Origin of the sequence: Aeromonas sp. S8(2024), from assembly GCF_041403085.1 — a bacterium.
GTDB classification, from domain to species: domain Bacteria; phylum Pseudomonadota; class Gammaproteobacteria; order Enterobacterales; family Aeromonadaceae; genus Aeromonas; species Aeromonas dhakensis.
The window spans coordinates 147,955-171,665 of record NZ_JBGLRF010000002.1; the positions used below are offsets into that span (position 1 = coordinate 147,955).

At 63.4% G+C, this 23,711-nt stretch carries 23 protein-coding genes; 14 read left to right on the top strand and 9 right to left on the bottom strand.

From position 1 onward, the window contains the following. Positions 1–78: 78 nt before the first annotated feature. The 6 genes from ACB031_RS05265 to torC form a co-directional block, all read right to left on the bottom strand. Positions 79–702 carry a hypothetical protein gene (locus ACB031_RS05265; RefSeq protein ID WP_208200737.1) on the bottom strand — a complete coding sequence of 208 codons (624 nt, stop codon included), beginning with the start codon at positions 700–702 and terminating at the stop codon, positions 79–81. Next, positions 689–1,831, bottom strand: a complete 1,143-nt coding sequence (locus ACB031_RS05270; RefSeq protein WP_208200736.1) for a hypothetical protein — start codon at positions 1,829–1,831, stop codon at positions 689–691. Before ACB031_RS05270 ends, ACB031_RS05265 begins: the two co-directional genes overlap by 14 nt. A gap of 169 nt (positions 1,832–2,000) precedes the next feature. After that, complete coding sequence (locus tag ACB031_RS05275; protein WP_017765174.1) at positions 2,001–2,369, bottom strand: hypothetical protein; 369 nt, start codon at positions 2,367–2,369, stop codon at positions 2,001–2,003. 4 nt (positions 2,370–2,373) lie between these two features. Further along, positions 2,374–3,042 (bottom strand): molecular chaperone TorD, encoded by a 669-nt coding sequence (gene torD / locus ACB031_RS05280; RefSeq protein ID WP_371139163.1) that lies wholly within the window; start codon positions 3,040–3,042, stop codon positions 2,374–2,376. A 98-nt stretch (positions 3,043–3,140) separates the two neighbouring features. Then, positions 3,141–5,633: a trimethylamine-N-oxide reductase TorA gene (gene torA, locus ACB031_RS05285; protein WP_371139164.1), complete on the bottom strand. Its 2,493-nt coding sequence runs from the start codon at positions 5,631–5,633 to the stop codon at positions 3,141–3,143. 27 nt (positions 5,634–5,660) lie between these two features. Beyond that, positions 5,661–6,827: a pentaheme c-type cytochrome TorC gene (gene torC, locus ACB031_RS05290; RefSeq protein WP_371139165.1), complete on the bottom strand. Its 1,167-nt coding sequence runs from the start codon at positions 6,825–6,827 to the stop codon at positions 5,661–5,663. Between the two features lie 145 nt (positions 6,828–6,972). On the opposite strand from torC, the gene torR reads away from it, so the two are divergent. Beyond that, the gene (torR, locus tag ACB031_RS05295) at positions 6,973–7,686 is read left to right on the top strand and encodes a two-component system response regulator TorR (RefSeq protein ID WP_279972232.1); all 714 of its coding nucleotides are present in this window, start codon (positions 6,973–6,975) and stop codon (positions 7,684–7,686) included. A gap of 20 nt (positions 7,687–7,706) precedes the next feature. Here torR and ACB031_RS05300 read toward each other — a convergent pair whose 3' ends face one another. Beyond that, complete coding sequence (locus ACB031_RS05300; protein WP_017765169.1) at positions 7,707–8,111, bottom strand: GFA family protein; 405 nt, start codon at positions 8,109–8,111, stop codon at positions 7,707–7,709. Between the two features lie 21 nt (positions 8,112–8,132). Next, a complete protein-coding gene (gene torT, locus ACB031_RS05305) occupies positions 8,133–9,185 on the bottom strand; it encodes a TMAO reductase system periplasmic protein TorT (RefSeq protein ID WP_065016771.1) in 1,053 nt (350 codons plus the stop codon). Positions 9,186–9,255: 70 nt separating this feature from the next. On the opposite strand from torT, the gene torS reads away from it, so the two are divergent. Further along, entirely contained in the window at positions 9,256–12,066 is a 2,811-nt protein-coding gene (gene torS / locus ACB031_RS05310; protein ID WP_371139166.1) for a TMAO reductase system sensor histidine kinase/response regulator TorS, read from the top strand. A 36-nt stretch (positions 12,067–12,102) separates the two neighbouring features. Here torS and ACB031_RS05315 read toward each other — a convergent pair whose 3' ends face one another. Continuing rightward, positions 12,103–12,390: a hypothetical protein gene (locus ACB031_RS05315; protein ID WP_017765166.1), complete on the bottom strand. Its 288-nt coding sequence runs from the start codon at positions 12,388–12,390 to the stop codon at positions 12,103–12,105. A gap of 421 nt (positions 12,391–12,811) precedes the next feature. Here ACB031_RS05315 and glyA point away from each other — a divergent pair, with 421 nt between their 5' ends. The 12 genes from glyA to ACB031_RS05375 all read left to right on the top strand — a co-directional run bounded on the left by glyA (position 12,812) and on the right by ACB031_RS05375 (position 23,680). Continuing rightward, positions 12,812–14,065: a serine hydroxymethyltransferase gene (gene glyA, locus ACB031_RS05320; RefSeq protein ID WP_005298078.1), complete on the top strand. Its 1,254-nt coding sequence runs from the start codon at positions 12,812–12,814 to the stop codon at positions 14,063–14,065. An 82-nt stretch (positions 14,066–14,147) separates the two neighbouring features. Beyond that, positions 14,148–14,618, top strand: a complete 471-nt coding sequence (locus tag ACB031_RS05325; RefSeq protein WP_201898915.1) for a hypothetical protein — start codon at positions 14,148–14,150, stop codon at positions 14,616–14,618. A 78-nt stretch (positions 14,619–14,696) separates the two neighbouring features. After that, on the top strand, positions 14,697–15,029 hold the full coding sequence (locus tag ACB031_RS05330; protein WP_117402475.1) for an NIPSNAP family protein: 333 nt from the start codon (positions 14,697–14,699) through the stop codon (positions 15,027–15,029). A 122-nt stretch (positions 15,030–15,151) separates the two neighbouring features. Then, positions 15,152–15,601, top strand: coding sequence for a transcriptional regulator NrdR (gene nrdR, locus ACB031_RS05335; protein ID WP_005298086.1), 450 nt, complete (start codon positions 15,152–15,154; stop codon positions 15,599–15,601). 96 nt (positions 15,602–15,697) lie between these two features. After that, positions 15,698–16,807: a bifunctional diaminohydroxyphosphoribosylaminopyrimidine deaminase/5-amino-6-(5-phosphoribosylamino)uracil reductase RibD gene (gene ribD / locus ACB031_RS05340; RefSeq protein ID WP_371139167.1), complete on the top strand. Its 1,110-nt coding sequence runs from the start codon at positions 15,698–15,700 to the stop codon at positions 16,805–16,807. Between the two features lie 54 nt (positions 16,808–16,861). Next, entirely contained in the window at positions 16,862–17,515 is a 654-nt protein-coding gene (locus tag ACB031_RS05345; RefSeq protein ID WP_226008923.1) for a riboflavin synthase, read from the top strand. Between the two features lie 141 nt (positions 17,516–17,656). After that, complete coding sequence (ribBA, locus tag ACB031_RS05350) at positions 17,657–18,766, top strand: bifunctional 3,4-dihydroxy-2-butanone-4-phosphate synthase/GTP cyclohydrolase II (protein WP_010633099.1); 1,110 nt, start codon at positions 17,657–17,659, stop codon at positions 18,764–18,766. Positions 18,767–18,897: 131 nt separating this feature from the next. Further along, positions 18,898–19,368: a 6,7-dimethyl-8-ribityllumazine synthase gene (gene ribE, locus ACB031_RS05355; RefSeq protein ID WP_010633100.1), complete on the top strand. Its 471-nt coding sequence runs from the start codon at positions 18,898–18,900 to the stop codon at positions 19,366–19,368. Between the two features lie 14 nt (positions 19,369–19,382). After that, entirely contained in the window at positions 19,383–19,796 is a 414-nt protein-coding gene (gene nusB, locus ACB031_RS05360; RefSeq protein WP_005298096.1) for a transcription antitermination factor NusB, read from the top strand. A 198-nt stretch (positions 19,797–19,994) separates the two neighbouring features. Continuing rightward, positions 19,995–20,954 (top strand): thiamine-phosphate kinase, encoded by a 960-nt coding sequence (thiL, locus tag ACB031_RS05365; RefSeq protein ID WP_017784575.1) that lies wholly within the window; start codon positions 19,995–19,997, stop codon positions 20,952–20,954. Then, entirely contained in the window at positions 20,951–21,445 is a 495-nt protein-coding gene (locus tag ACB031_RS05370; RefSeq protein ID WP_005298100.1) for a phosphatidylglycerophosphatase A, read from the top strand. The genes thiL and ACB031_RS05370 overlap by 4 nt, the downstream gene beginning before the upstream one ends. 510 nt (positions 21,446–21,955) lie before the next feature. Next, positions 21,956–23,680, top strand: coding sequence for an ABC transporter ATP-binding protein (locus ACB031_RS05375; protein WP_005298102.1), 1,725 nt, complete (start codon positions 21,956–21,958; stop codon positions 23,678–23,680). Positions 23,681–23,711 lie beyond the last annotated feature (31 nt).

The window sequence follows — 23,711 nt, forward strand, 5'->3', positions numbered from 1 at the left end:
TTGTCATTTGAGGTGTTGTCAGTATGGCATGAAGCCTACTGGAGGGAAGATGTGGGGGCTCATTTGCCCCCAATTTGGTTATTTTCCGAAGTGGTAGCTCAGGGTGAGGTTGATCACCGGTTGCCAGTCATGTTCCTTGATGAGCCACTGTTTGGCGCCGAACTCGGTGCCAAGGCGCCATTGCTGCCAGCACCAGCTGCGCTCCAGCGTGAGCCCCCAGTCCCGCAAGCCTTCGTTCGCCCCATAGGCGGCCATGTGGGCCTGACTGCCGCGGGTCAGCCAGAGATTGAGGGAGAGCCCGGCGGGCAGCGGCAGGCTGTGCTCCATGTACCAGAGCTGGCCATAGCGCCCGCTGACGTCATAGAGCTGGCCCAGGGTCAGCTGGTGATCGTCATCCAGTTGCCAGCCCAGGCGCCAGAGCGCGCTGAAGCGGGTGCGGTCGATCACCTCCATCGGGCTGACGCCGAGGGCGATAAAGCTCTTGTCGTAGAGCGGCAGCGCCACCCCGGCGCTCTGGCCGTCGGCGAAGATGAGGCCGACCTGGGTCTCCCGCTCGTAGCCGACCCAGAACTGGGTGCTGTCGCTGCTGCCGCTGCCCGCCTGCTTGCTGTCCAGCTGCCACTGACCGCCGATGGCCAGCTCCTTGGCGCAAACCGGCAGCGCCAGGAGCAGCAGCACCAGCCAGTGCTTATTTGTTGCCATAGAGCCGCACCCAGTCCCGATCCTGATGCATGCCCATCAGGTGGCAGATGATGCCGGAGCGCTGGAAGGCGTAGATGAGCAGCACGCTGGTGGCGCTGAGCGCCATGATGAGGCCGAAGTTGTTGGGCAGGATGGTGCCCTGGCGGGCGGTCCACCACAGCAGGAGCGGGCCCCACAGGTGCACGAAGATGCTCTTGTGGAAGATGAAGACGGTCAGCGAGTACATGCCGATCCAGTTGAGGGGGCGCCAGCAGAGACGGATGTTGCGCTGATGCAGCCAGAGCACGGCCCCGATCACCAGAAACTCCATTCCCCAGATGCCGGCACGCCCGATCATGTCCATCGCCAGCTCGTGCTCGTTGGCGTAGATGTCGCTGAGCTCGACCGTGCTGGTCTCGCCGAACATGAGATAGCAGGCCAGCGCCAGCAGCGAGAGCGTCAGCACCAGCGTGTTGAGGCGGTCCCGCCATTGGGGCCGCTGATGCCAGCACCAGCCGTAGAGGAAGCCGAAGCAGCCGCTGGCCATGAAGAGGTCGAGGCGGGCATCCAGCTCGTAATCGGGGTGCACATGCAGCTTCATCCAGCCGTCGAGGTGACCGAGCAGATCCTGCACGCCGAGCTGATCCAGCAGCAGGCTGAGCAGGGTCAGCAGCAACATGCCGCGGATGCCGAACCAGGCGTAGACCAGCGAGAAGAGCGCCAGCAGGCACATCCACAGCATCACCGGATAGAAAGAGATCGCCTCGCCGAAGTTGGGGGCGATGACCAGTCCTTCCACATAGAGCACCAGTATGATGCTGGCGAACAGCACCAGCTTGCCGCCCAGCTGCGGTCTGAAGCTGGCCTGATCACGGCGACTGAGGTTGAAGGCGGCCAGCGCCAGGTAGATCTGGCTGACCCAGGGGATGAGCCAGGCCGACACCTGGGCCGTCAGATGATCCATGGGCAGCAGCTGACCGGCCATCGCCTTGTGGGAGAGGTAGAAGCTGTCCCACAGGGCGTGCTCCCGATTGAAGAAATCGATGTACCAGTAGTTGAGGTAGCCGGTGTAGTGCTCGAAGACGGCCATGAAGATGACGAGCCCTCGCAGCAGATCGAGGCCCGTGATGCGCGCATCCTGTGGAGGCATGCTGATGCTCCTGTATCGGTCGGAAAAGGAGCGGCACTATAGCGGTTGTCGTGAAACTGAACGGGAGCTGAATGTAAGCGAATGTTACCCGCAATTACCCCGCTGACCTTGCCACAAGGGCAACCGGGGGGATCGGGCTGTCATGATTTGTAATAGTTTTGGCGCTTTTTCAGCCTTTCTGGCGGCCAAACGCCTGGATGCCGCGCACCAGGACCAGCCAGCCGACCACGTGAAACGGCAGCGCCATGGCGTAAAGCAGCAGCCAGTGGGCCTCGCTGCCGCTGCTATGGATGAAGTCGATCCAGGCGGCCAGCAGGGCCAGCATGCCCGCTATCTGGAAGCGGCGGCGCAGCACCACCTCGACACCGAGGTTGGCAAGATAGAGCGTCAGCAGTATGCCGGCAAAGCCGGTGAGCTGGGCGGTGCCGTAGAGTTCCCGGTCCGGATTGAACAGCAGGGTGACGAGGGGAGTAATGCCCTGATCCTGCGGGATCAGGGCCAGCAGCCAGCATGCTATCAGGAGCAGGGCTGTCTTCATCGGCTTAGTCGGCGGCTTGCGCCGGTTTGACCAGGCTGAGGTAGTTGGCATCCATCTTGAGGAATACCCCCAGCAGCCGGGCACTGGCGCCGTAGAAGCCGAACTGGTCGGAGGCGCGGCAGGCGCTCTCGAATTTGTCGAACCAGCCGAGCAGGTGGCCGTGCAGCAGGGACTCCTGCTCGCCGAGCCAGCTTTCACGCTGGGCGGCGGTGGTCGCCTCGGCGGCACGGATGATGAGGTTGCCCATCAGATCCAGCTCGATGGCCAGGTGATCGGCAGGCTCCTTGTATTTGTCGCTGACGTTGATGCCGAGGCGATCGAGGCGGGCCTGCATCTCGCTCATGGGGGCCTGCATCAGCAGCTTGCCCTCGCCGCGATAGAGCGATTCGTAAGGTAGGGCGCCCTGCTTGGGATCCACCAGGAACAGGCCGGCGAAGTCGGCGGCGAGCTCCAGCTGGCGATCGGGGCGCACCAGCAGGCGGGCGATAGCCTCGTTCAGTTCTGCCACGGCCTCGCGCATGGGGTCGAGAGTGGAGAGGCTCTTCAAGAAGCTGCGCACGTCATAGGTGTCGTATTCAGCGATCTGTGCATCACTGAGCTCGGCAGCGAACAGGGTGGAGAACCACCAGTAAAGCTCGGCCCGGCGTTCGCTGGTAGCCATGAATTCCTGCATTTATCCTCCGTGGATGACAATCGGGAGCCATAGAGGCTCCCGATTCTAACGACTTTAAAAATAAAGGAAACTCAAGGGGTGACTTTCGTCCCCCCGGGTCACAGTGCCGGGAACATGGGATCTATGCCCTTGGCGGATTCCGGCGCTCCGAAGGCGGTGACGACCGGCGCCTGCCCGCGGAACTTCTCGATCTCCACCAGCGCTGTGTGGGCCGTGGTGGCCTGCGCCAGGCTGGAGGAGCCGATATCTGCGGTCAGCACGTTGGGGTCGCCATAGGTACACAAGGTCCCCACCTTGCCGCCCTCCTGCGGGCCGTACCAGGCCCCCTCCTGGATGCGCACCACGCCGGGGGCGTAGTCTTCGCTCACCACCAGACCGGCCAGCACCTGACCGCGGCCGTTGAAGACTCGCACCAGATCCCCGTCCTTGAGCCCGCGCGCCCTGGCGTCTTGCGGGTTCATGTAGACCGGCTCGCGCCCCTGCACCGTGTAGGTGGCACGGTAGGCATCGGAGGAGCAGAGCTGGCTGTGCAGCCGCTTGTCCGGGTGACAGGATTGCAGGTGCAGCGGGAACTGCTGGCTGCCATGACCGCCGTGGGAGCGCTCGTAAGGCTCGATCCAGACCGGGTGGCCCGGGCAATCCGCGTAGCCGTAGTCGGCGATGGTCTTGGAGTAGATCTCGATGAGGCCGGACGGGGTGCCCAGCGGCTCCAGATCCGGCTCCTTGCGGAACGACTCGTGCCGCACCCAGGGCTGGCCCGCCGGGAAGCTGACGAAGCCTTCACCGTGCCAGAACTGGCTGAAGCGGGGCAGGCGGATACCGATGCCGCGGCCCTGCAGGCGGGCGTCGTCATAGATGCTCTGGATCCACTCCAGCTTGCTCTTGCCACCGGTGAACTCGGCCTCGCGATCGAAACGACGGCAGAGATCGGCGAAGATGTCGTAGTCGTCGCGCGCCTCGAACAGCGGCTCGACCACCTTGTGCATGGCCAAGATGCCGGCGTTGGAGTGGGAACCCCACTGCTCGATGTCATCCCGCTCGTAAGTGGTGGTGGCCGGCAGCACGATATCGGCGAAGCGGCAGCTGGCGGTCCACTGGTGATCCACGCTCACCACGGTTTCCAGCTTGCGCCAGGCGGCGATCATCTTGTTGCGATCCTGCTGGTGGTGGAACGGGTTGTTGCCGCAGAACACCGCCATCTTCATCTGGGGGTAGGTGATGGTCTGACCGTTGAAGGCGATGCGCTTGCCCGGGTTCAGGATGCAGTCGACGAAACGGGCCACCGGGATGAACCTGGAGTAGCCCTTCCAGTCGCCGTTGTGCAGCGGCTTGACCCCGGGGATGACGGAGCTGAAGCCGGACATGATGGGGCCGCTGGAGGTGATGGTGCCCGCTCCGTTGTAGTGCCAGCCAAAACCGTAGCCGCCGCCCGGCAGGCCGATCTGGCCCAGCATGGAGGCCAGTACCACCAGCATCCAGGCGTACTGTTCGCCGTGGTGCATGCGCTGTACGCACCAGCCGCCGATGAGCTGGGTGCGGCCGCTGGCCATGGTGCGCGCCAGCTCGCGAATGGTGTCGGCAGGCACGCCACAGATGGCGGAAGCCCACTCGGCATCCTTCACCTGGCCATCCTTGGTGCCCAGCAGATAGGGCAGGAACTTGTCAAAGCCGGTGGTGTAGTTCTTCAGGAACGCCTCGTCGTGACGCTTTTCGCTGTAGAGGGTATGGGCGATACCCAGCATCAGGGGCACGTCGGTCTGCGGGTTCAGGGTAACCTGATCGCAATTGAGGTACTTCTGGGTCTTGGACTTGACCGGGTCGACGCTGATGACCCTGATCTCGCCCTTGGCCACTTTCTCTTTCAGCTGGGCCCAGTATTCGTAGACGCTGTGATCCGGCACCAGCCAGCCCACCTGCAGGTTCTTGATGGGATCAGAACCCCAGATGACGATGGTCTTGCTGTGCTCCAGCACCAGGGGCCAGGAAGTCTGCTGCTCGTACACTTCCATGGCGCCCGCCACGTGGGGCAGGATCACCTGGGCGGCGCCGGTGGAGTAGTCACCGGCCTTGGCCAGATAGGTACCGTGCAGGTTCATGGCGCGGCCCAGCATGGCGCCGGCGGAGTGCAGCTTGCCCACCGACTGCCAGCCTGAGTGACCGGCGTAGAGGGCGCTCGGGCCATGGGTCTTCTGCACCCGCTCCAGCTCGTGATAGAAGAAGTCCAGCGCCTGGGACCAGGTCACCCGCACGAAGCGGTTCTGGCCGCGCTCGCTGGTGTCGGACTGGTGGCCCTTGCGCAGCCAGTCCAGCCGCACCATGGGGTAGCGGATGCGGGAGGGGTTGTAGACCACTTCACTCAGGGCCTTGAGCATCTCGGTCGGATGCTTGTCATGCTCGAACGGCAGGGTCTCGACCCAGCGGCCGCCCACCACACGGGCGCGGAAGGCGCCCCAGTGGGAGCCGGACTGCACCAGTTTTTCGCCGGACTCGGCGGCCATCACGGCGCGACCGAGCAGGGAGGGGCCGATCAGGGTGCTGGCACCGCTGGCCAGCAAGCCACCCAGAAAACCACGACGGGAAATATTGATCATCTTGTTATTCCTCTTTCGAATCCGGAATTAGTGGCTGCCCTGACCACCGGTATCGGCGGCATGGTTTTGCAGGTACTTGAGCAGGGTGCGCTCCTCTTCCTTGCTCAGGCGGTAGTAGGCGGACATGGCCTTGAGACCCGAGATCCAGCCGTTGGCGGTGAAGTGAGCCGGATCCGGCGCCGCGTGGCAGGAGTTGCAGGTGGACTTGTACATCTCGCCGGCATAATCCCAGATCGGTTTGAGGGAGGATTCGAGGCCCTTGCCATCGACCCAGGCCTGCACCTGTACCTGTTCCCACTCGATGTGGGTGGCGCTGTCGGTCTCCTGTTTCAGGATCTGTTCGTTGGCCCTGAGCTCGTCACGGATGGTGGCCACGAAGACCCGCTTGCCCATGTACTCGCTCAGCACGCGGCCCTTGCCTGCGGTTTCGCGCCAGCCTTCGATGGTCACCTTGAGACGATCGCCGCTGCGGGCCACCACCTCGATGCGGGAGGCGGGCAGCAGCTTGCCGACCGGATCGGTACTCTCTTCGCTTTCGTAGAGATCCTTCTCGCCCAGGGTGTAGAGGGTCTCGGCGGCCGGTGCCTCTTGCGCATCGCTTGCTAGGGTGGCGTAGGTGGCACGGAAGCCGCCCGCCATGTTCGGCAGCTCGTGGGCAATCCCCTTGTGGCACTCGATGCAGTTCATGTTCTTGGCGGCGGCATCCTTCATCGCCAGGGCGGCGGCGGGGGACTGCTTGGCGTGGTCCATGTTGTCGTAGCTGTGGCAGGACTTGCAGGTCTTGGAGTTCTGGCTGCTCATGCGCGCCCAGACCTTCTCGGCCAGGTGCAGACGCCGGTCTTCAAACTTCTCCTGGGTGTCGATGCTGTGACCGATGTACTGCTGATAGAGGTCGTTGGCCGCCTCCATCTTGCGAGCTACCTTGCCGACGAAGTCCTTCGGCTGGTGGCAGTCGGTACAGACGGCCTGGACGCCGGAGGCGTTCTTGAAGTGAATGGACTCCTTGTACTCGGGGTAGACGGTGTCCTTCATGGTATGGCAGGAGATACAGAACTCGAGGGTACTGGTCTTCTCGAAGCCGTAGTGCAAGCCAACGGTACCGGCCAGGGTGACCCCGACGCCGGCCAGCACCAGCGCCAATACCGACCAGCGGCGGCTGGGTGTGCGCAGGAAATGCCACAGTTTTTTCATCATGCTCTCTCACATCACTTTTTTGATGGAGGCCATGATAGGGAGGCGTTGTGAACAGGGCTGCCGTCGGAAATTAATGAAATAGGGGTATTTATGACAAAATATGAATAGAATAACCCTCCCTTGTTAAACGCCGCGGACCTTGCCCATGAGCCACCACATTCTGGTTGTTGAAGATGATGCCGTCACCCGCGAGAAGCTGACCGGCTATTTCGAACGGGAGGGCTATCGGGTGACCGCGGTCGAAAACGGCCAGGAGATGCGGGCCGTGCTGGCAGAGCAGGAGGTGGCCCTGGTGATGCTGGACATCAACCTGCCGGGGGAGGATGGCTTGCTGCTGACTCGTGAACTGCGCGCCCGCAGCACAGTGGGGATCATCCTGGTGACCGGTCGCAGCGATGCGGTGGACAGGATAGTGGGCCTTGAGATGGGAGCCGACGACTATGTCACCAAACCGTTTGAGCTGAGGGAATTGCTGGTGCGGGTCAAGAACCTGCTGTGGCGAATCTCGTTGGCCGCAGCCCAGCCGAGTGAGCCGGCGGTGGCCGACGATGCGGTGCGCTTCGGTCCCTGGCGCTTCGATATTCCCCGTCGCCAACTCAGCAAGGACGGGGTGCCGGTGCGCCTGACCAAGGCGGAGTACGAGGTGCTGGTGGCCTTTATTGCCAACGCCGGGCGGGTGCTGAGCCGGGAGCGGATCCTGGCCCTCACCAGCCACCGCGGCGATGGCCCGAGCGATCGCACCATAGACGTACTGATCCGCCGCCTGCGCGGCAAGATGGAGCAGGATCCCCGTGACCCGCAACTGTTCGTCACCGTACACGGGGAAGGCTATCTGTTTGCCGGCGAGCTGGCCGCCTGATCCTTGGCTTTGCTAGGCGCTCAGGCCGATGGCCGGGTGTCGAACTGCGGGCAGTCGTCCCCTATCTGGTGCCAGGGCGCCTTGGAGCCGACGAAGATGTGAAACGCGGGCTTCTGGCTCGGCGCCTCGTCCAGTATCCCCAGCCGTAGATTGATCTTGCCCGTGCTGCGCTTCTGGCTGAACAGGCTGGAGCCGCAGTGGCGGCAGAAGGCGAGGCTGGTCTCGTCCGATTTCTGGTAGCGGCCGATGGCCTCGCTCCCCTTCGCGATGGTCACCTTGTCACCATCCAGCCCGCCGACGGAGGCGTAGTCCGCCCCGGAAAACTTGCGGCATTCGGAGCAATGGCAGTTGCCCATGTAGTCGAACTGATCCGGCAGGGTCAGGGCCACGGCGCCGCACAGGCAGCTCGCATGCAATGTGTTCATCTCTTCTCCTTGAGTGCTTGGTTAGTTGCCGCTGGCGTCGACGCCGACCCGGTAGACGGGGCGAAAGGTGCCATCGGACAGCGAATCGGCGGGATTTGCTAGGGGGGCCTCCAGGGTCAGGATGGGGGGCCCCATCACCCGCGGGCACTGCTGCTCGCCGGCCTCGGGACTTTGCAGCAGGCAGACTGCCTGGGCCAGCGCGAGGCGCCCCTGCTGGCGCATCTGGTCGCTGTTGGCGGCCAGGACCTTGCCCCGGCGCAGGCCGCGCTGCACCCCGTGGCTGAAGTAGGTGCTCAGCACTTTGGGGCGATCGAGTTGGCGCTGCGCCAGCTCGTTGACCGCCACCTCGGCGGCGATGGCGCCCCCCACCAGATAGTCGAGGTCGGGGTGGCGGGCCAGGGTCTGCTGCACCAGGGTGCGCTGGATCTCGCGGCTGTTGTCACCGCGCGCCGTGGTCACCAGCCTGATGGCGCTCCCCTCGATGCCGTCGGCAAAGCCCGGCTCGACGAAATTGTTGCCACCGCTCGCCTGCGGGCCGGGGAAGAGCGCCACCGTCACCGGCGGGCTGCCGGCAGGATGGCGCTTGGCCAGCCAGTGGCCCATCTGCCAGCCCATCTGATACCAGGAGACCCCCACCTTGGCCTTGACCAGTCCGGCGGGCAGATCGTTGACCAGGCCGAACACCGGCAGCGGGCTGGCGCCGATTGCCTCGCCGAGCCCGTCGTAGCTCACCGCGCCGAGCAGGATGGCATCGCTCCCCTCGCTCACGCACTGCTGCAACTGGCGGCGCTGTTCGGCAAGGGCGCCGTAGCCCCCCGCCTCGTGGATACGCAGCTTCACGCCGAGTCGCTTGGCCTCCTCCACCATGCCCTGATTGAGCGACAGCCAGTAGGCGTCGCGCAGGTGGGGGTAGAGGGCGCACAGGGTCAGGGGGCGGGTGACGGGGGCGGGCCCTTGCCAGTTCAAACGGACCGGTTGGCCGCCGAAGGCGCCGTCCGGCCAGTGATCCACCTCGAAGGCGAGGACGCAGGCCGGGAGCAGCAGGAGCAACAGGGAGAGACAGACGCTTCGCATGGCCGGGGGTTTTGTTAAAGTGTGGGGCCATATTATCCGGTCAAAGTCGACCACAACCAAGGGGCTTCGCGTGAGAATCTTTTCTGGCCTGGGCGGCAAGTTGTTGCTGGCCTTCTCCCTGATGGCGCTGCTGACCCTGGGGGCCTCCCTGCTGGGCTGGTTCGGGCTCAGCCACCTGCGCCAGCTGGAGCAGGGGGTGCAGCAGACCCTGGCGGATCAGGAGCTGGCCCGCACCCTGGCGCGGCTCGGCGGCGAGATCCAGAGCTCTTCCCACCTGCTGGCCTCCGCCACCAGCGAGGGGGAGCGGGAGCATCAGGGGCGGCTGCTAACCCTGCAGGGGCAGCAGATGCAACAGGTGCTGGAGCAGCTGGGCCATGGTGGCGGCAAGCAGACCCCAGACGAGCTGCATCGCCTCAGCCAGACCATCATTGGCAACCTGGGCCAGCAGGGCTGGCTGGTGGGAGAACGGCTGACGCTGATGGCCGACGGTAGCGCCCTGCGCTCCCGGCTGGTGACGGCCGCCGGTCAGGTGGCGGAGCTGGCCCGCAGCCAGATGGAGAACGCCGAAACCGTGATGGTGGCGGGGCTTGGCTCCCTCTATTCACTGCAAGGGCGGTCTGCAGATGGGGCGATCGACCGGCTGCTGGAGCAGGATCTCGACTGGCTGGAGCAGATGACGGAGCTGCGCCACCGTACCCTGATGCAGCAGCAGCGTATCGAGGAGATCTGGCGCAGCGACCGGCAGGACGGGCTGCAAACCCTGCTGCAGGAGGTGCGCGGGGAACTGGCCATCCTGCGGCTGCGAGCGGGAGCGGTGACCGATCCGGCCCGCCGCCAGGCGGTGGAGCAGGCGCTGACTGTGCTGGAGCAGAGCGATCGGCTGGTGCAACTGCGCAGCGACTGGCTCGGCAAGGGGGAGGCGCTGCGGGTGCTGGCCGCCGCCAACGACGCCCTGATGGGGAGTCTCAACCGTCAGGTCGGTACCCTGGTCAGTCAGGCCCGCGATTCCTTGGGGCAGAGCCAGCAGGCATTGAGCCAGCGGCTCAAGCTGCTGGAGCGGGCCCTGATGGTGATCGGCCTGCTCACCCTGGTGCTGCTCATCCTGTTGATGTGGCGGGTGGTCTATGGTCGCATCGTCTGGCCGCTGCAGCGAGCGGTCGCCGGGATGAGCCGGCTGGCGAAGGGGGATCTGGCGCCGCTGACGCCGGTTGGGGAGGTCGGGCGCGACGAGCTGGCGGAGCTGGGGCGGGCGCTGCAGGTGTTTCGCGACAACGCCATCGAGCTTGGCCGCTACCAGCGGGAGCTGGAGTCGCGGGTCGAGGAGCGCACGGAGCAGCTCAGCCACGCCAATGCGCGCCTCAACGAGGAGGTGGAGAAACAGCGGCTGGCCCGCGCCGAGGCGGAGCAGGCCAACCGGGCCAAGTCGGTGTTCCTCGCCACCATGAGCCACGAAATTCGCACCCCCATGAACGGCATCCTCGGCGGCCTCACCCTGCTGGAGGACACCCACCTCAGCGAGACCCAGCAGCGCTACCTGGCCGCCATCGAGCAGAGCGGCGAATCCCTGCTGGAGATCCTCAACGACATTCTCGACTACTCCAAGATCGAGGCTGGCCATGTGGAGGCGCGCCGCGAGCCCTTCTCCCTGCGCCCGCTGGCCGAGGAGCTGATCGCCCTGTTCGGGCCGAGGGCCGACGCGAAAGGGGTGACGCTGGCGCTGGAGTATGCCCCCTCACTTCCCCCCGTGGTGGAGGGGGATCGGGGCAAGCTGCGCCAGGTGCTGGCGAACCTCTTGGGCAATGCAGTCAAGTTTACCGGCGAGGGGCACATCACCCTGGTGGTGGCCCCGTTTGCCTGCGCGGGTCCCTGCGCCGAGCCCTGCATCCGCTTCGTGGTGAAAGACACCGGCCCCGGCATTCCGGCCGGGGAGCAGGAGGCTGTGTTCGAGGCCTTCCGCCAGCGCAAGCGGGACATGGGCCATCAGGGGGGCACGGGGCTGGGGCTTGCCATCAGCCGCCGGCTGGTGGCCGTCATGGGGGGAGAGCTCACGCTCTCCAGCGAGCCGGGGCAGGGCTGTGAGTTCAGCTTCAGCCTGCCGCTGCAGCGTTCGGCGGCCCAGCTGCCGGTCAGCGCCCAGCCGGTGCGCCTCGGCCAGCCGCGGGAGATCCTGCTGGTGGAGGACAACGAGATCAACCGGCTGGTGGCCGAGGGCATGCTGACGCGCCTCGGCCACAGGGTCACCCTGGCCGAGGATGGGCGCAGCGCGCTGGCGCGGGTGACCGAGCGCCCCTTCGAGCTGGCCCTGCTCGACATCAACCTGCCGGACATGGATGGCATGACGCTGCGCGAGGATCTGGTGGCCATCAGCGAGGAGGAGCATGGCTGCGGCCTGCCCGCCATCGCCATCTCGGCCCAGATGTACCCGGAGGATGTGCGCGCCTGTCTGGCGGCGGGGTTTGCCGATTTCGTCGGCAAGCCGGTGCGGCTGGCGGCGCTGGCCGCGGCCATCGACCGTTTGTCAGCGGGGGAGGAGGCGCCTCCCCTGGCGGCGGGCGAGCCGCTCGCTGGTACCGGGACCGCCAACCGGGTGCTGGAGGCGGATCTGACCCTGCTCGGCAGTCAGCGCATCCGCCAGCTCATCGCCCTGTTTGCCGAGCAGGGGGTGCCCTTGGTGGTCGAGCTGGCGCACAGCGAAGGGGAAGCGCAGCGCGCGCTGGCCCACAGGCTCAAGGGCAGCGCCCTGGCGCTCGGGCTGGATGATTTCGCGGCGCAGTGCGCCGCCGTGGAGCAGGGGCAGCTGGATGGGGGGGCGCTGGCCGGGCCGTTTGAGCAGGCGCTGGCCGGTTTGCAGGCCTGGCAGACGAAGCATCTGCCGGATTAGCGGCAAGGGGGCATGGTTCACGCCCTCGCAGGAAAGTCATTGCTCTTCGCGGTAGAGCGGCTGCCTGCACTGGGCGCAGAGGTGCTGGCGACGGAAGTCGGCCTGGTGCACCAGGCCCACATCCAGCTGCTGATGATGGCCGCAGTGAATGCAGAAGAGGATGTCGCCGTCGATAGCGTCCGGGTGCGCTGCCAGATACTGCTCGCGGGTGGGCAACTGGTCCCATTGGGTGGTGAAAGGGCTCTTGCGACTGCCGGTGTAGTAGATCCAGTAGAACAGCGCGAATACCGAAATAATCAGAAACAGCATCAAGTTATCCAGCATGGCTTACTCCCGTGAGTCTGCGGTGTGACAAGACAAGAGGGTGACGCGAGCAGCAGTTGACCGGATGCGGTGAGGGGCCCTTACGTTGCCGGCCTGCGCGCCGGGCAACTGCTGTGCCTGTTAAAGATGTTATCTGTTAGTAAATGCTATATCCATGATCTGGCTCTGGTTTTGGCCGGCATGATGAGCCATGCTCCGGCTGTTGGCCGAGTGTATCGGTGGCGGATGAAGGGGGGATTGGCCAGGCTGGCGTGGGCTTGCCGGCGGGTCGCAGCCCGCCTGGTCGGTGTGAAATTTGCGACGCATTTTACATTTTTTAAACAATTTTTTGGGTGGTTGGACTGTCTCTTTGATCCAGCTCACGTTACAATGCGCCTGCCCACTTCACCTATCGCGCAAACGATTTTCAGGAGAGAAACGGATGTTGAAACGTGACATGACCATTGCCGGCTATGATCCCCAGCTGTGGCAGGCCATCACAGACGAGACCCGTCGTCAGGAAGAGCATATCGAGCTGATTGCGTCCGAGAACTACACCAGCCCCCGCGTCATGGAAGCCCAGGGCTCCCAGCTGACCAACAAGTACGCCGAGGGTTACCCCTCCAAGCGCTACTACGGTGGTTGCGAGTATGTGGATGTGGTTGAAACCCTGGCTATCGAGCGCGCCAAAGAGCTGTTCGGTGCCACCTACGCCAACGTGCAGCCGCACTCCGGCTCCCAGGCCAACAGCGCCGTCTACATGGCCCTGCTGCAACCAGGCGACACCGTGCTGGGTATGAACCTGGCTCACGGCGGTCACCTGACCCACGGCTCCCCGGTCAACTTCTCCGGCAAGCTGTACAACATCATCCCCTACGGCATCGACGAGTCCGGCAAGATCGACTACGACGAGATGGAACGTCTGGCCGTTGAGCACAAGCCGAAGATGATGATCGGCGGCTTCTCCGCTTACTCCGGCGTTGTCGACTGGGCTCGCATGCGTGAGATCGCCGACAAGATCGGTGCTTACCTGTTCGTCGACATGGCCCACGTGGCTGGCCTCATCGCCGCCGGTGTCTACCCGAACCCGGTGCCCCACGCTCACGTGGTCACCTCCACCACCCACAAGACCCTGGCCGGTCCGCGCGGTGGTCTGATCCTCTCCGCCGCTGACGACGAGGAGCTCTACAAGAAGCTCAACTCCGCCGTCTTCCCGGGTGGTCAGGGTGGCCCGCTGATGCATGTCATCGCCGGCAAGGCCGTTGCCTTCAAAGAGGCGCTGGAGCCCGAGTTCAAGACCTATCAGGCCCAGGTCGTCAAAAACGCCAAGGCGATGGCTGCCACCTTCATCGAGCGCGGCTACAAGATCGTCTCCGGCGGCACCGACAACCACCTGATGCTGGTTGATCTGATCGGCCGTGAGCTGACCGGTAAGGATGCTGACGCAGCGCTGGGTAAAGCCAACATCACAGTTAACAAGAACTCCGTGCCCAACGACCCGCGCTCCCCGTTCGTCACCTCCGGTGTGCGCATCGGCACCCCGGCCATCACCCGCCGCGGCTTCAAGGAAGCCGAGTCCATCCAGCTGACCCACTGGATCTGCGACGTGCTGGACAACCACGACAACGACGAAGTGCTGGCCAACACCCGCGAGAAGGTGCTGGACATCTGCCGCCGTTTCCCGGTTTACGCATAATCGACCTGCTTTTCAGGTTGAACGGCAATGCCACCCTCGGGTGGCATTGTTTTTTGTGGCGTCTGGCAACATGAGAGGGGCTATGAGTCAGCACAGCAAAGAGCAGCAGGGCACAGGGGGCGGGCCCAAGGCAGATCGGGACTTGGCGTCGGCAGCGCTCAGGCAGGCGATCCGTGCCCAGTATCATTTTCGCGCCAGCGAACAGGGGCTGCTGGCCTGGGACGTGCGCCGGCTGGTGTGGCTGAGCCGCGATCTGCCGGTGCAGGGGGTGGCACTCGGCGAGATTGCCGAGCTCGACCAGCAGCACTGGTACGGCCATGGCGCCGCCAGCCCCACGGTGCGCAGCGTGGTGGAGCACTGCCAGCTCATGATGGCGGCCGATCTCGCCTATCCCATCCTGCTGGACAGCGCCGGCCGGGTGATGGACGGCATGCACCGGGTGGGCAAGGCATTGATGCTGGGCCACAGCCATATCGAGGCGCGCCGCTTTGCCGTGGATCCGGCGCCCGACTATCAGGATTGTGACCCCGACACCCTGCCTTATGATGACTGAGCCCGGTCGAATGGATGACTGGGATGGGCGCCTAAAACAGCTCTGATGTTCAAGAAACGGATGGCAGGAGATAGCTCAATGAAGAGAGTGCTGGAGATCCGGAACTACCGGCTCAAGGTCGGTAGTCGGGCAGAGTTCCATAGGCTGGTTGCAGAGCTGAGTTTGCCGCTGCACCGCGAGTGGGGAATGGATGTGGTGAATCATGGCCCTTCCTTGCACGATCCGGACGTCTATTTTTTGATGCGGGCTTACGATGATCTTGACGATCTGAACCGTTCACAGGCGGCATTCTATGCCACGGATGCATGGAGAAAAGGTCCGAGAGAAGCCATCGTCGAGCTGATAGAGAGCGACACCAATACTGTGCTCTGGCTGCCTGATGTCGCCATTGATGCACTTCGTGGTTGCTGATGGCTTCTGTCACTTCCCTTGTTTTCACGGGCTTTTACCGGTTCCGGATGGCCGTGCTACACTGGCCGGCCTAGAGCCGGCCCCGGTGGTCGGCGCCCTTTTCCGTCAACGCCGGAGGTCCGATGCATTGCCCTTTCTGTAGTGCGGTAGATACCAAGGTGATCGATTCCCGTCTGGTGGCCGAAGGCCATCAGGTACGCCGCCGTCGCGAATGCCTGCTCTGCCACGAGCGCTTCACGACCTTCGAGATGGCCGAGCTGGTCATGCCCCGCGTCATCAAGTCCAACGGCTCGCGCGAGCCTTTCAACGAAGACAAGCTGCGTGCCGGCATCCTGCGGGCACTGGAGAAGCGGCCGGTGAGCATGGAGGCCATCGAGAAGGCGGTCAACCACATCAAATCCCGCCTGCGGGCCACCGGTGAGCGCGAAGTGGCCTCCGAGCTGGTGGGCAACCTGGTGATGGACGAACTCAAGGGGCTCGACAAGGTGGCCTATATCCGCTTTGCCTCCGTCTATCGCAGCTTTGAAGACATTCGTGAGTTTGGTGAAGAGATCGCCAAGCTGGAGAAGTGAGTCTTTCTTCCAAACCAGGTTGCCGCGTTCGATTACGCTGCGCTAATCGAACCTACGATATTGCGTAAGCCTGGATGTGCTGTCAGAGGAGCCCAGATGTTTAGTCAAGACGATTACCAATGGATGAGCCGGGCCCTCGAACTGGCCCGCCGCGGCCGTTACACCACGGCGCCCAACCCCTGTGTCGGTGCCGTGCTGGTGAAGGCTGGCGTGGTGGTGGGAGAGGGCTGGCATCAGCGGGCCGGTCAGCCCCATGCCGAGGTCTACGCCCTGCACGCGGCCGGCGATGAGGCCCGCGGCGCCACCGCCTACGTGACCCTGGAGCCCTGCTCCCATCACGGTCGCACCCCGCCCTGCGCCGAGGCGCTGATCAAGGCCGGCGTGAGCCGGGTGGTGGCCGCCATGGTGGACCCCAACCCTCAGGTAGGGGGACGCGGCCTGCGCATGCTCTCCGAGGCGGGCATCAAGACCGATTTCGGTCTGCTGGCAAGCGAAGCTGAGGCGCTCAACCCGGGCTTTTTCAAGCGGATGCGTACCGCCTTCCCACAGGTGACGGTCAAGCTCGGCGCCAGCCTGGATGGCCGCACCGCCATGGCGAGCGGCGAGAGCCAGTGGATCACCTCCCCGGAGGCGCGTCGTGACGTGCAGCGACTCCGGGCCCGCCACGATGCTGTGCTCTCCAGCGCCGAAACCGTGCTGGCGGACAACGCCTCCCTCACCGTGCGCTGGGACGAGCTGCCCCCCTCGGTCAAGGCCGTCTATCCCAAAGAGACCCTGCGTCAGCCGCTGCGGGTCATCGTCGACTCGCAGAACCGGCTGACCCCGGATCTGCCCCTGTTCCAGAGCGAGAGCCCGGTGCTGCTGGCCCGCCACAAGGCGGACGGCGACTGGCCAGCCTGGGTACAGCAGCTGGAGGTGCCGCTGCTGGATGGCAAGCTGGATCTGGTCAGCCTGTTCATGCTGCTGGCCAAGCAAAACGTCAACTCGGTACTGGTGGAGGCGGGGCCCCGCCTGTGCGGCGCCTTGCTGGACAAGGGGTTGGTGGACGATCTGGTGCTCTATCAGGCGCCCAAACTGATGGGGGATGAGGGGCGCGGCCTGTTCCATCTGCCCGGGCTCACCCGGCTGTTCCAGGCACCCAAGCTCAACATCAAGGATGTGCGCATGGTTGGCCAGGATATTCGTATTACCGCCAAAATAGCCTGATTTATCAATGTTAAAGGGGGTATTGTCGCCCCCGTCATCAGCAAGGTGATCTGCATGTTTACCGGAATTATCGAAGCGGTGGGAACCCTGGCCGAGCTGCGTCGCCAGGGCGAAGACATGGCCCTCACCGTGCACGCGCCCACCCTGGATTTTGGCGACGTCAAGCTGGGCGACTCCATCGCCACCAATGGTGTCTGTCTTACCGTGATCGCCCTGGGCGACAAGCGCTACACCGCCGACGTGTCGCTGGAAACCCTCTCCCGCACCGGTTTTTCTGCCGCCAAGGTGGGCGATCGGGTCAACCTTGAGAAGGCGCTGATGCCCACCTCCCGCCTCGGCGGTCACCTGGTCTCCGGCCACGTGGACGGGGTGGGGGAGGTCAAGAGCGTCTCCAGCAGTGGCCGTGCCATCGAGTACTGGATCAAGGCGCCGACGGAGCTCTCCCGCTACATCGCCGAGAAGGGCTCCATCGCGGTGGACGGCATCAGCCTTACCGTCAACGCCGTGCAGGGGGATCTGTTCCGGCTGACCATCGTGCCCCACACCGCCCAGGAGACCACCATAGCCGGCTGGAAGCCGGGCAGGAGCGTCAATCTCGAGGTGGATCAGATAGCCCGCTATCTGGAGCGGCTGATGACGGGTCAGCGCCAGGAGAGCAGTGCCTCCACCCTGACCCTGGATAAGCTGGCCCGCTCCGGTTTCCTGTGACGGAACCTCGGCGGGAAAAACGCTTTTCTGTGATCCCGCTCCGATTGAAATGGGGCCCCGCGTGCCCCATCTAGAGCACAATAGGCAGTATCACGTCGAGCCGACTGGCTCAATCCCCGAAGCATGTTGATGGAGTAGCCCATGGCGCTGAGCACGACCCAGGAAATCATTGCCGATATCAAGGCTGGCAAGATGGTGATCCTGATGGATGACGAAGACAGGGAGAACGAAGGGGACCTCATCATGGCCGCCTCCTGTGTCCGCCCGGAAGATATCAACTTCATGGCCCGTTACGGCCGGGGGCTCATCTGTCTGACCCTGACCCGGGATCGCTGCAAGCAGCTGGCGCTGCCGCTGATGGTCGACCGCAACAACGCCCAGTTCTCCACCGCCTTCACCGTGACCATCGAAGCGGCCGAAGGGGTGACCACCGGCATCTCCGCCGCTGACCGGGCCGTCACCGTGCAGGCGGCAGTGGCGCCCGATGCCAAGGCTTCCGATCTGGTGCAACCCGGCCACATTTTCCCGCTGATGGCCCAGGATGGCGGCGTGCTGACTCGCGCCGGCCACACCGAGGCGGGTTGTGACCTGGCCCGGCTGGCCGGTTACGAGGCCGCTTCCGTCATCGTCGAGATCTTGAACGAGGATGGCACCATGGCGCGCCGCCCTGATCTCGAGATCTTCGCCGAGCAGCACGGCATCAAGCTTGGCACCATTGCGGATCTCATCGAATACCGCAACCAGCATGAGACCACAGTCGAGAAGGTGGCCGAGTGCAAGCTGCCCACCGAATATGGCGAGTTCGACCTCATCACCTTCCGCGACACCATCGACAACCAGGTGCACTTCGCCCTCAAAAAAGGCGAGGTGAGTGCCGACCAGCCAACCCTGGTGCGGGTCCATCTGCACGACGTGCTGAGTGATCTGCTGCAGACCGACCGCCACGCCGCCCGCAGCTGGCCGCTGCCCAAATCCATGGCCCGCATCGCCGACGAGGGCGGGGTGCTGGTGATCCTGGGGGCGGAAGCCCACGGTGCCGAGCTGCTGGCCAGGGTCAAGGGCTTCGAGGCCGCCGACAAGGGGCTGGCGCCGGAAGGAGCCAAGTGGCAGGGTACCTCGCGCCGGGTCGGCGTCGGCTCCCAGATCCTCAAGGCGCTGGGGGTGGGCAAGATGCGCCTGCTGAGCTCGCCGAAGAAGTATCACGCTCTCGGCGGCTTCGGCCTGGAAGTGGTGGAGTACGTCGGCGAGTAAGCGCCGCATACGGCTGAAATCATCCTCATGGCCGCCCGTTGCGGCCATGGTTTTTTGTCGTGGGTCTGTTGTGCTAGAATGTGCGCACTTTTGACTCCGGCCCTTTTGCTTTCACAGATACAGGATTTCCAATGAAGGTTATCGAAGGAAATATCGCCGCTCCTGAAGCGCGCGTTGCGATTGTCGTTGCTCGTTTCAACAGTTTCATCAACGACAGCCTGGTGAGTGGTGCACTGGACGTACTGAAGCGTCAAGGCCAGGTACAGGACAGCAACCTGACCCTGGTGAAAGTGCCGGGCGCGGTTGAAATGCCGCTGGTCATCAAGAAACTGGCCAAGAGCGGCAAGTATGACGCCATCGTGGCAGTCGGCACCGTCATTCGTGGCGGCACCTACCACTTCGATCTGGTCGCCAACGAGAACAGCAAGGGCATGGCCCAGGTAATGATGGAATATGAAATTCCGGTTGCCTTCGGCGTACTGACCACTGAAAACATTGAACAAGCCATCGAGCGTGCAGGTACCAAGGCGGGTAACAAGGGTGCAGAGGCTGCACTGGCAGCGCTCGAAATGATCAACGTCCTGAAAGAACTGGACGTGTAACGAGGAGAAATGCATTGAAACCGTCTGAGCGCCGCAAGGCCCGCCATTGCGCCACCCAGGCCATCTACCAGTGGCAGATGACCAAGGCCAACGTGGGCGACATCGAAGAGCAGTTCAAGATCGATCAGGACACCAAGGGTGTGGATCTGAACTACTTCCGCGATCTGCTGTTCGGGGTAGCCCTCCACTGCAACGAGCTGGACAAGGTCTTCGCACCTTTCCTCTCCCGTCCGCTGGAAGAAGTGGACATGGTGGACAAGGCGATCCTGCGTCTGGCGACCTATGAGCTGACCCGTCGTGATGATGTGCCGCCGCGCGTGGTGATCAACGAAGCGATCGAGCTGGCCAAAGCCTTTGCTGCCGATGACAGCCACAAGTTTGTCAACGGTGTACTGGACAAGGTGATCAAGTCGCTGGACAAGCGCTGATCCCTGCGTTCATCAGCATTCCATGCTGATCGATGTTCTGTCGCGAGCCGTCGTCAGCAAGGTGAAGCGCAGCGCCAGGCCGACGTGTATGGAAATACATGAAGAGCCCGGCAGCGACCAGCCTTGAACACGGTCTCGCAGCAAGAGCCGCAACAGCATCTAATAGAGGAGCCAGCTTAATCGCTGGCTTTTTACTGTATGGGTGAATTTGAGCTGATTGATAAGTACTTCAAGGTCCCCCACGCCCGCAAGGACGTGGTGATGGGCCCTGGGGACGACTGCGCCCTGCTGACCCTGCCCCCCGACACCCAGCTGGCGGTGAGCACGGATACCCTGGTGAGCGGCGTACACTTCTTTCCCGACATGGATCCGGTAGACCTCGGCTACAAGGCGCTGGCGGTCAATCTCTCCGATCTGGCCGCCATGGGCGCCGAGCCGCGCTGGGTATCGCTGGCGCTGACCCTGCCCACCGTCAACGAAGCCTGGGTGGCCGGTTTTGCGGAAGGTTTCCTCGAGCTTGCCGAATACTACAATGTGGCACTGGTGGGCGGGGACATGACCCGCGGCCCGCTCTCCATCACGGTATCGGTCAAGGGCTCGGTGCCGGCCGGCCGTGCTCTGCTGCGCAGTGGTGCCAAGGCCGGCGACGGTGTCTATGTGACCGGCACCCTGGGGGATGCCGCGCTGGCGCTTTCCCACCTGCTGGCCAAGCGCACCCTCAACGAGAACCAGCTGGCGGCCGTGCTGCCGCGCCTCGATCACCCCCATCCCCGCATTCTGGCCGGTCAGGCCCTGCGCGGACTGGCCAGCAGCGCGCTGGATCTCTCCGACGGCCTGGCCTCGGATCTCGGCCACGTGCTCAAGGCGTCGGGCGTGCGGGCCCAGATCGATCTCGGTCTGCTGCCGCTCTCACCCGTGCTGCAGGATGCGGTGAGCGAGCAGGATGCCTGGCAGCTGGCGCTGGCCGGTGGCGATGACTACGAGCTCTGCTTCACCGTGCCGGAGGAGCATCGCGGCGCGCTGGACACGGCGCTGGCCAACTGCGGCGTCAAGTTTACCCGCATCGGCCGCATCGTTGCCGGCGAGCCCGGCATCGACTATCTGCACGGCGAGCAGCCGGTCGAGCTGACGCTGAAAGGGTGGGATCACTTCGCATGAGCTGGTTCATGATAAAGCCCGAGCTGAAGCGGTTGAACCTCAGAAACCCGCTCCACTTCCTGGCGGTGGGCTTTGGCTCCGGCCTCTCGCCCAAGGCGCCCGGCACCATGGGGACGCTGGCCGCCATCCCCCTCTACCTGCTGGTGAGCGGCTTGCCGACAGCCTGGTTTATTGCCCTGCTGGTGGTCGGGTTCCTGATCGGTATCCGCATCTGCCAGAGCGCCACCGATGCCATCGGCATGCCGGATCACGGCGCCATCGTCTGGGACGAGGTAATCGGCTTTGGCGTCACCATGATAGCGGCGCCGGCCGGCTGGGAGTGGGTGCTGGCCGGCTTCGTGCTGTTTCGCCTGTTCGACGTGCTCAAGCCCTGGCCCATCTCCTGGTTTGACCGCCGCATCCACGGTGGCTTCGGCATCATGCTCGACGATCTCATCGCCGCCCTGTTCGCCCTGTTTTGTATGCAATCGCTGGCATACTGGCTGGGGTGACGGGGATTACGAGGGGGAATGCAGCGCTGGCATCCCCCTATTTATCTCTGTTTAGTTTTCATTCATCGGCATATGCTGCCGTTAAAAAATCATTTCACATAAATATTCACTACTCATTCGAGGCTTGAGACTATTGTGTCAATAGTGAATATTCCCGCCTGTTACACCCTTGTTGAAAGTAAAAGCACTAAAACGTCATTTATGTGGTCATAAAGTCTGGATATGTGATTGTAGTCATCATTTATGACTGCCGTGCTGGCTGCTAACTGAGCAAAGTATTGCGAAATTGTATAACCCGATCATTTACACTCGCCGTCAAACCGTCTAAGTTACTCGCGGGTTATTCCAAAAAAATGCAAAAAACCCGCCCGGATCGCTGGTTTCGTTGTCTCATGGATTGAGCGTTTAGTCGTCATATCAAACACTCACGATCACGCCAAGGCACGACCGGCATCTGCGGCCGATTTACGGACGAATTATTTGGGACGGATGTCCCCCGCAGAGGTAACCATGTCCTTGCTCGAAGTGAAAAACTTGCGGATCGAGTATCCCTCCCGCTACGGGGTACTGGCCGCAGTGAAGGATCTCTCTTTCTCCATCGAAAAAGGGGAGATAGTCGGTGTCGTGGGTGAATCCGGCGCCGGCAAGTCCACCATCGGCAACGCCGTCATCGATCTCCTGAGCCCGCCGGGTCGCATCGCCCGTGGCGATATCTACCTCAATGGCGAGCTCATCTCCGGCAAGAGCCAGAACGAGATGCGGGCCATTCGCGGCTCGCGCATCGGTTTCATCTTTCAGGATCCCATGACCTCCCTCAACCCGCTGTTCACCGTCGAACATCAGCTGGTTGAAACCATCCTGGCCAACACCGACCTGTCACGTGAGGCGGCCTTTGCCAAGGCGCTCGAGCTGATGAAGGCGGTCGGGATCCCGAGCCCGGAGCTGCGCATCAAGCAGTATCCGCACCAGTTCTCCGGTGGCATGCGCCAGCGGGTGGTGATCGCCATCGCCCTCTCCGGTGATCCTGAGCTCATCATCGCCGACGAGCCGACCACGGCGCTGGACGTCTCCATCCAGGATCAGATCCTCCAGCTCATCCGCACCCTCTGCAAGGAGCGGCAGGTGGGCTGCATGCTGGTGACCCACGACATGGGCGTGGTCTCCAACGTTACCGACAAGGTGGCGGTCATGTATCGCGGCGATCTGGTGGAGTTTGGCACCACCGAACAGGTGCTGGGTCGCCCCAACCACCCTTATACCCGCAGCCTCATCTCGGCGGTGCCCCGCTCGGATGTGAAGCTGGTGCGCTTCCCGCTGGTCTCCTATATCGAGGATGCCGGCGCGGCAGATACCAGCATCGATCTCAAGACCCACTGGCTCGGTCAGAGCCAGGACGAGCGTGCTTATGAAGGGGCGTTGCTGCGGGTGGAGAACGTGGATCTGAAGTTCGTCACCAAGGACTCCTTCTTCCCGAGCCGTCGCCAGTATGTACGGGCCTGCAACAATATCAGCTTCGAGATCTTCGAGGGTGAGACCTTCGGCCTGGTGGGGGAGTCTGGCTCCGGCAAGTCGACCATCGCCCGCGCCATCACCGGCCTCTATCCGCCCGATACCGGCAAGATCTTCTTCGAGGGGATCGACTTGACCGCCCTCAAGGGTGAGCATGAGCGTCGTCCATTGCGTCGCCAGATGCAGATGGTGTTCCAGAACCCTTATTCGTCGATGAACCCGCGCATGAAGGTGCGCGACATCATTGCCGAGCCGATCCGCTTCCACAAGCTGGCGAGCAGCGAGAGCCAGATCGCCGGCATAGTGGGGGATCTGCTGGATCACGTGGGGCTCGGCCGCGGTGCCGGGGTCAAGTATCCCCACGAGTTTTCCGGTGGCCAGCGTCAGCGCATCTCCATCGCCCGGGCCCTGGCGACCCGGCCCCGTTTCCTCATCTGCGACGAGCCCACCTCGGCGCTGGATGTGTCGGTGCAGGCCCAGATCCTGAACCTGCTCAAGGATCTGCAGCAGGAGCTTGGCCTCACCATGCTGTTCATCAGCCACGATCTGCCGGTTATCCGCCAGATGTGCGATCGCATCGGGGTGATGCAGCACGGTCACCTGGTGGAGGTGGCCGAGACCGAGAAACTCTTTACCAATGCCGAGCATGAGTACAGCCGCAAGCTGATCTCCCTCATGCCGGAGTTCAAGGGAATGTCCCGCGAGGGGCTGGAAATCGCAAGCTAGGAAAGCACCGGCTCGCCGGTATCTATGTCAA

What these genes read in the sequence shown, in the direction of transcription:
- ribD (WP_371139167.1), top strand. Translation starts at nt 15,698, where the DNA reads ATGTTTAGTCAAGACGATTACCAATGGATGAGCCGGGCCCTCGAACTG.
- ACB031_RS05275 (WP_017765174.1), bottom strand. Translation starts at nt 2,369, where the DNA reads ATGAAGACAGCCCTGCTCCTGATAGCATGCTGGCTGCTGGCCCTGATC.
- ribE (WP_010633100.1), top strand. Translation starts at nt 18,898, where the DNA reads ATGAAGGTTATCGAAGGAAATATCGCCGCTCCTGAAGCGCGCGTTGCG.
- ribBA (WP_010633099.1), top strand. Translation starts at nt 17,657, where the DNA reads ATGGCGCTGAGCACGACCCAGGAAATCATTGCCGATATCAAGGCTGGC.
- ACB031_RS05315 (WP_017765166.1), bottom strand. Translation starts at nt 12,390, where the DNA reads ATGCTGGATAACTTGATGCTGTTTCTGATTATTTCGGTATTCGCGCTG.
- torD (WP_371139163.1), bottom strand. Translation starts at nt 3,042, where the DNA reads ATGCAGGAATTCATGGCTACCAGCGAACGCCGGGCCGAGCTTTACTGG.
- glyA (WP_005298078.1), top strand. Translation starts at nt 12,812, where the DNA reads ATGTTGAAACGTGACATGACCATTGCCGGCTATGATCCCCAGCTGTGG.
- ACB031_RS05375 (WP_005298102.1), top strand. Translation starts at nt 21,956, where the DNA reads ATGTCCTTGCTCGAAGTGAAAAACTTGCGGATCGAGTATCCCTCCCGC.
- ACB031_RS05370 (WP_005298100.1), top strand. Translation starts at nt 20,951, where the DNA reads ATGAGCTGGTTCATGATAAAGCCCGAGCTGAAGCGGTTGAACCTCAGA.
- thiL (WP_017784575.1), top strand. Translation starts at nt 19,995, where the DNA reads ATGGGTGAATTTGAGCTGATTGATAAGTACTTCAAGGTCCCCCACGCC.
- ACB031_RS05325 (WP_201898915.1), top strand. Translation starts at nt 14,148, where the DNA reads ATGAGTCAGCACAGCAAAGAGCAGCAGGGCACAGGGGGCGGGCCCAAG.
- ACB031_RS05300 (WP_017765169.1), bottom strand. Translation starts at nt 8,111, where the DNA reads ATGAACACATTGCATGCGAGCTGCCTGTGCGGCGCCGTGGCCCTGACC.
- ACB031_RS05345 (WP_226008923.1), top strand. Translation starts at nt 16,862, where the DNA reads ATGTTTACCGGAATTATCGAAGCGGTGGGAACCCTGGCCGAGCTGCGT.
- ACB031_RS05330 (WP_117402475.1), top strand. Translation starts at nt 14,697, where the DNA reads ATGAAGAGAGTGCTGGAGATCCGGAACTACCGGCTCAAGGTCGGTAGT.
- torT (WP_065016771.1), bottom strand. Translation starts at nt 9,185, where the DNA reads ATGCGAAGCGTCTGTCTCTCCCTGTTGCTCCTGCTGCTCCCGGCCTGC.
- ACB031_RS05270 (WP_208200736.1), bottom strand. Translation starts at nt 1,831, where the DNA reads ATGCCTCCACAGGATGCGCGCATCACGGGCCTCGATCTGCTGCGAGGG.
- nrdR (WP_005298086.1), top strand. Translation starts at nt 15,152, where the DNA reads ATGCATTGCCCTTTCTGTAGTGCGGTAGATACCAAGGTGATCGATTCC.
- torC (WP_371139165.1), bottom strand. Translation starts at nt 6,827, where the DNA reads ATGATGAAAAAACTGTGGCATTTCCTGCGCACACCCAGCCGCCGCTGG.
- torA (WP_371139164.1), bottom strand. Translation starts at nt 5,633, where the DNA reads ATGATCAATATTTCCCGTCGTGGTTTTCTGGGTGGCTTGCTGGCCAGC.
- ACB031_RS05265 (WP_208200737.1), bottom strand. Translation starts at nt 702, where the DNA reads ATGGCAACAAATAAGCACTGGCTGGTGCTGCTGCTCCTGGCGCTGCCG.
- torR (WP_279972232.1), top strand. Translation starts at nt 6,973, where the DNA reads ATGAGCCACCACATTCTGGTTGTTGAAGATGATGCCGTCACCCGCGAG.